Annotated in this window: 5 protein-coding genes and 1 pseudogene; 4 read left to right on the top strand and 2 right to left on the bottom strand. The window is 76.2% G+C overall.

What is annotated here, in order from left to right; all coding sequences use genetic code 11:
- The 3 genes from VR44_RS23850 to VR44_RS23840 all read left to right on the top strand — a co-directional run.
- A partial coding sequence (locus VR44_RS23850; protein WP_045949628.1) for an ATP-dependent DNA ligase occupies nt 1-1392 on the top strand: 1392 nt, incomplete at its 5' end.
- 73 nt (nt 1393-1465) lie between these two features.
- A complete protein-coding gene (locus VR44_RS23845) occupies nt 1466-2119 on the top strand; it encodes a helix-turn-helix domain-containing protein (RefSeq protein WP_045949627.1) in 654 nt (217 codons plus the stop codon).
- A 20-nt stretch (nt 2120-2139) separates the two neighbouring features.
- Nucleotides 2140-2325 (top strand): DUF6126 family protein, encoded by a 186-nt coding sequence (locus VR44_RS23840; RefSeq protein ID WP_045949626.1) that lies wholly within the window; start codon nt 2140-2142, stop codon nt 2323-2325.
- A 77-nt stretch (nt 2326-2402) separates the two neighbouring features.
- Here VR44_RS23840 and VR44_RS23835 read toward each other — a convergent pair.
- Nucleotides 2403-3898 (bottom strand): annotated as a pseudogene (locus VR44_RS23835) (DHA2 family efflux MFS transporter permease subunit).
- Nucleotides 3899-3998: 100 nt separating this feature from the next.
- Nucleotides 3999-5267: an MFS transporter gene (locus VR44_RS23830; protein WP_045949625.1), complete on the bottom strand. Its 1269-nt coding sequence runs from the start codon at nt 5265-5267 to the stop codon at nt 3999-4001.
- A 99-nt stretch (nt 5268-5366) separates the two neighbouring features.
- On the opposite strand from VR44_RS23830, the gene VR44_RS23825 reads away from it, so the two are divergent.
- Nucleotides 5367-5551: DUF5937 family protein (locus tag VR44_RS23825; RefSeq protein ID WP_045949624.1), on the top strand; the 185-nt coding region annotated here is incomplete at its 3' end.

The following is a 5551-nucleotide window of genomic DNA, read 5'->3' as shown; positions in this document are numbered from 1 at the left end:
CGCCTCCCGCAGGGCCGGCCCGGCGTCGGCTGGCGCACCCTCGCCCAGGACACCGGCCCCGCCGCGGAACCCACCCTGACCGTACGGGCCGTCGACGCGGCGGTGGCCGAGCTGGCCGCCGTCTCCGGCCCGGGGGCGCAGGCGGAGCGGCGCCGGATCGTCGCCGCCCTGCTGGGCGCCGCGACCGGGGAGGAACAGCGGTTCCTGCGCAGCCTGCTCTCCGGGGAGGTGCGCCAGGGCGCGCTGGACGCGGTGGCCCTGGAGGGGGTGGCCGCGGCCGCCGGGGTGCCGGCCGCCGAGCTGCGCAGGGCGGTGATGCTGGACGGCTCGCTGCCCCGGGTGGCGGCGGCGGTGCTGGCCGACGGGGCCGCGGCGCTGAGCGGGGTGGCCCTGCGCATCGGGCAGCCCGTCCAGCCCATGCTGGCCGGGACCGCCCGCTCGCTGGAGGACGCCCTGCGCGCGCTGGGGCCGTGCGCGGTGGAGGAGAAGCTCGACGGGATCCGGGTCCAGGTCCACCGCGAGGGGGCGGAGGTCCACGTGTACACCCGCTCCCTGGACGAGATCACCGGCCGGCTGCCCGAGGTCGCCGAGCTGGCCCTGGGCCTGCCGGGGGAGCGGTTCGTCCTCGACGGGGAGGTCATCGGGCACGACCCCGCCGGGCGGCCGGTGCCGTTCCAGGAGATCGCGAGCCGGGTCGGCTCCCGGGTGGACGTGGAGGCGGCCCGCCGGACCCTCCCCGTCACCGCCTTCTTCTTCGACGTGCTGGCCCTCGGTGACCGGGTCCTGCTGGACCTGCCGGTCCGCGAGCGGTACGCCGCCCTGGCCGGCCTCGTCCCGGAGGCCGCCCGGGTCCGCCGCCTGGCGGTGGAGGACCCGGCCGCACAGGCCGAGCAGGCGCGGGAGTTCTGGGCGGAGAGCCTGCGCCGGGGGCACGAGGGGGTCATGGTCAAGGGGCTGGGCTCCCCGTACGCGGCGGGCCGGCGCGGGAAGCAGTGGCTGAAGGTCAAGCCCGTCCACACCCTGGACCTCGTGGTGCTCGCCGCCGAATGGGGCCACGGCCGGCGCACCGGTCTGCTGTCCAACCTGTACCTGGGCGCCCGTGCGGCGGACGGCGGCTTCGCCATGCTCGGCAAGACCTTCAAGGGGCTCACCGACGAGATGCTGCGCTGGCAGACGCAGCGGCTGAGCGAGCTCGCGGTGGAGGACGACGGGTTCACCGTGAGGGTCAGGCCGGAACTGGTCGTGGAGATCGCCTACGACGGCCTCCAGCGCTCCCCGCGCTACCCGGCCGGGGTGGCCCTGCGCTTCGCCCGGGTCCTGCGGCACCGCCCCGACAAGGGGCCCCGGGAGGCCGACACGGTGGAGACGGTGCTGGAGCAGCACCGCCGCTGACCCCCGCAGAGCGGAATTTGCCTCAGAGGCAAGAGAGATTGCCAGCCGGGCAAGTCTCTGGCTCAATCGGGGCATGACCCCCCGTCCCGAGGACCCCTCGGACACCGAGGCCCCTGAGGCCCCCGGCGGCGCCGAGGAGCTGCCCGCCGTAGCCCCGCAGCTGCGCGAGCTGCGCCGGCGCGCCGGACTCACCCTGGAGGCGGCCGCCGCCCGGGCCCGGCTCTCGCCCGCGCACCTGTCGCGGCTGGAGACCGGCCGGCGCCAGCCCTCGCTCCCGCTGCTGCTCGGACTCGCCCGCACCTACGGTACGACCGTCTCCGAGCTGCTCGGCGAGACCCCGGCCGTCGCCGATCCCATCGTACGGGCCGGCGGACCCGGCGCCCGCGAGGCCGACGGGTGGACGTACTGGCAGGCCGGGGGATCCGGGCGGGGCATGCAGGCGCTGCGCGTGCACGTCCCGCCCGGCCGCAGCCAGGGCGAGCTGGTCCGGGTACACCCCGGGGAGGAGTGGCTGTACGTGCTCGGCGGGCGGCTGCGGCTGCACCTGGGGGAGGCCGAGCACCTGCTGGAGCCGGGGGACAGCGCGCACTTCGACTCGCTGACCCCGCACCGGATCGGCGCGGCCGGCCCCGGCGGGGCGGAGCTGCTGTTCGTCCACACGCTGCTGCAGAGCAGCCTCGCCGGGGTGTGCCTCGGCGGCACCGCCAAGCACCACCCCCAGCCGTGATCAGCCGAGGAGCCGTACCCATGCCGTCCAAGGGAGAGAACGTGTCCGCCACCCCCGAGCAGCAGGCCCCGCTCAGCGTCTTCCGGCGCTTCGAGTCCAAGTTCCCGCGCGGCCTGGTCATCAGGCTGATCGCCTACCTGTTCGTCGGCCACCTCTTCGCCTTCTTCGTCTACCTGCTCTTCCTGCTGGGCGGGCAGAACCAGTAGGGGGTGTCCGCCGGACCCGGCCCGGCACCAGCACCGACGCCGCCGCGCTCCGGCACGCCGAAGGCCTCCGGAACCGGTCAGGGGGCGGGCTCCTGGGGGTGCCCCGGTTCGTGCGGGTGCTCCAGCGGAGGGGAGCCGACGGCGCAGGAGGTCCGGCACTCCGGATGGCAGGCCCCGGGCGAGGGGGAGCGCACGGTCGCCCACGCCACGGCCGCACCGGCCACCATCAGCCCCGCGCACCAGGCGATCGCCCGCCCGTAGGCCGCGTCGAAGGCACCGGCCGACAGGTAGGCGTCCGGGCCCATCCCGGCCAGCAGCGGCAGCGCCCCGCCCGGCCCGGGTCCAGCGCGGCCAGTACCGTCGCGGTCAGCGGGGCCACCAGGGCGGCCAGGCCCAGGCCGAGCAGCGCCATCGCCGGCAGCACGTCCCCGACGTACGAGGCCTGCGGCCCCACCCGCAGCGTCAGCAGCATCCCGGCGGCGCACACCAGCGGCCCCACCGTGAGCGGGATCCGCGGCCCGATCCGCTCCCCGAACGCCCCGGCGCGGGCCGACATCAGCAGCATCAGGACGGTCGTCGGCAGCAGCGCGGCCCCCGCGCCCAGCGCCGAGTACCCGGACACCACCTGGAGCTGGAGCACCACGAGGAAGAAGAAGCCGCCCAAGGCCGCGTACACGCACAGGGTGACCAGGTTGACGGCCGTGAACTGGCGGGAGGCGAACACGTCCGGCGGCACCATCGGATGCCGCCGCCGCCGCTCCACGTACACGAACGCGGCCGCCAGCAGCACTCCGCCCACCCCCGCCGCGATGACGGCACCGGTCGCGGAGCGGGCCTCGATCAGCGCGTACGTGACCAGGGCCAGGGACGAGGCCCCGAGCACCGCGCCGGCCACGTCGAACCGCCCGCCGGCCTGCGGGTCCTTCGACTCCGGTACGTGTCTGAGCGCCACCGGCACGCACAGCGCGGCCACCGGCACGTTCAGCAGGAACACCCACCGCCAGCCCGGCCCGTCCACCAGCCAGCCCCCGAGGAACGGCCCCACGGCCGCGCCGACCCCGCCGAACCCGGACCACAGGCCCACCGCCCGGCCCCGGTCGCCGGCCCGGATCGAGCCCTGGATCAGCGCGAGCGAGCCGGGGGTAAGCAGGGCCCCGCCGATGCCCTGGAGGGCGCGGGCGCCGATCAGCACCCCGGCGTTCGGGGCGATGCCGCACAGCAGGGAGCCCGCGGCGAACCACACCACGCCGAGGACGAAGATCCGGCGCCGCCCGAACCGGTCGCCGAGCGCCCCGCCGACGAGGATCAGCCCGGCCAGGGTCACCAGGTAGGCGTTCACCGTCCACTGGAGCACCGCCAGATCGGCGCCGAGGTCGTGCCCGATGCGGGGGAGGGCGACGTTGACCACGGTCGAGTCCAGCAGGGCCATCGCGGACCCGAGCACGGTGGCGAGCAGCACCCACCGCCCGCGCGCGGACCGCAGCGCCACCCCCGGCTCCGCACCGGCCCCGGGGGACGGGACCCCGGGCGGAGGCGGTGGCGCACCGGGGCCGGGCACGGGTTCACCGGACATCGAACTCATCCCTCCAGGCTGACCCGCCGGCCCCGGAAGGTCCAGCGGGCGCTGCCCGGGCGGTCGGCCGGGTCCGGGCCGGGCGCGGACCGTGGCGCCGTCATCGCTTCGGCGCCGCGGGGTCCGCTTCGCTGGCGACGGCCGAGGCGGACAGGAGGGTGGCCGTGGCCAGGGTGCCCCACAGGGCGGTCGGGCCGTGGGCCGCGAGGGCGGTGATCACGGCCGGAGAGACGGCGAGCCCGAAGCCCGAGGAGAGCTCGAAGCGGGCCAGGGTGCGTCCCAGCGCCCGGGACGGGGCGAGGGCCGTCACCAGGGCGGTGGCGCTGCCGGCGTAGACGATCTCGCCGAGGGTGCAGACGACGGAGACGGCCGCGATGCCCGCCGCGGCCCAGCCGTGCCCGCCCCCCTCACCGAGCAGCGTCACCACCAGGAACCCGACGTACGAGACCGTGAGGACGGCACCGGCGATGACCAGCGCGGTACGCCGGGCGTAGCGGGCCATCAGGACGGTGACCGGGACCTGGAGCGTGACCACCAGCACCGTGTTGGCGACGAAGACCGCCGCGGACCACACCGGTGAGGCGTGCAACTGCGTCAGCAGGACCAAAGGGAGCGCGATCTCGGGAACGTTGAGGCAGAAGACGTACACCACGTTCGCGGCCAGAAGGGCGCGCATGCGCGGTGGCCTGACCGCCTGCCCCACCGCTCCAGGGGACCGGTCCGACCGGTCCGCCCCCGGCTCCGGACGCTCCGCACGCACACGCACCGACCACGCCAGGACGGCGGCCACCAGGTACGCCGCTCCCGTGACCCCCGCGAGCGCCTCCAGAGCCGAGGTCCCGCCCGCCAGGCAGACCATGGCGAGGAGCGCCCCCGCCCCCAGACCGGCGTTGCGCAGGGCGCGTCCCGCCGCGAGCGCGGTGTCGCGTTCCCGTCCGTGGGCGAGGGTGGCGACGAGGGCCGCGTGGGCGGCGGGCCAGGACTGGTTGCCGATGCCGAGCAGGAGGGCCGCGGCGGCGAACGGCCAGACGTGCCCCGGCGGTGCCGCCAGCAGCACGGCCACGCCCAGCACGCGTATCAGCATCGCCGCAGCGACGACGGCGCTGCGGGCGCCCCGGTCCAGCCACCTCCCGACGGCGGGCACGCACAGCAGGCCCATGACGATGCCGGCCGTCATCGCGAGGCCGGTGGCCGACGCCGACAGACCGAGCACCGTCACTCCGTAGAGGAGGAGGAACGGCCTCAGCAGGCCGGTGCCGAGGGCGTCGACGGCAAGGGCGACGGCATAACGCGGGCCGCCCGAGGCGCGCAGGAGGGCGCGGGGTCCGGCCTCGGGGGAGGGGGGCGGGGCGGTGCTCGTGACTGTCATGGGGTGAACAGTGGGTTCGGCGGCCCGGCCGGGCACGTCGCTTGACGGAGATCGTCAACAGTCGTCGGCGCTCTCCGGCGGGGCGTGGATGATGTCCGGATGACGTTGAGGATCGACATCGCGGCCATGCCGTCCGAGGGGCTGCGGTTCGCCGCGTCCCCGCTGGCCGAACTGACCGCGATGCTGCACGTGCTCGCCGAACCGGAGCACCATCCGGAGTTCGGCGCGTGGGCCGCCGACGTGTGGGCGGGGCCGTGTGGGCGGGGCTGCGGCCGGGGCTGGCC

This window comes from Streptomyces katrae, assembly GCF_000966975.1.
GTDB classification, from domain to species: Bacteria; Actinomycetota; Actinomycetes; order Streptomycetales; family Streptomycetaceae; genus Streptomyces; species Streptomyces katrae.
The sequence above is the reverse complement of the archived record's forward strand: the minus strand, read 5'-3'. Positions and strand labels throughout refer to the sequence as shown.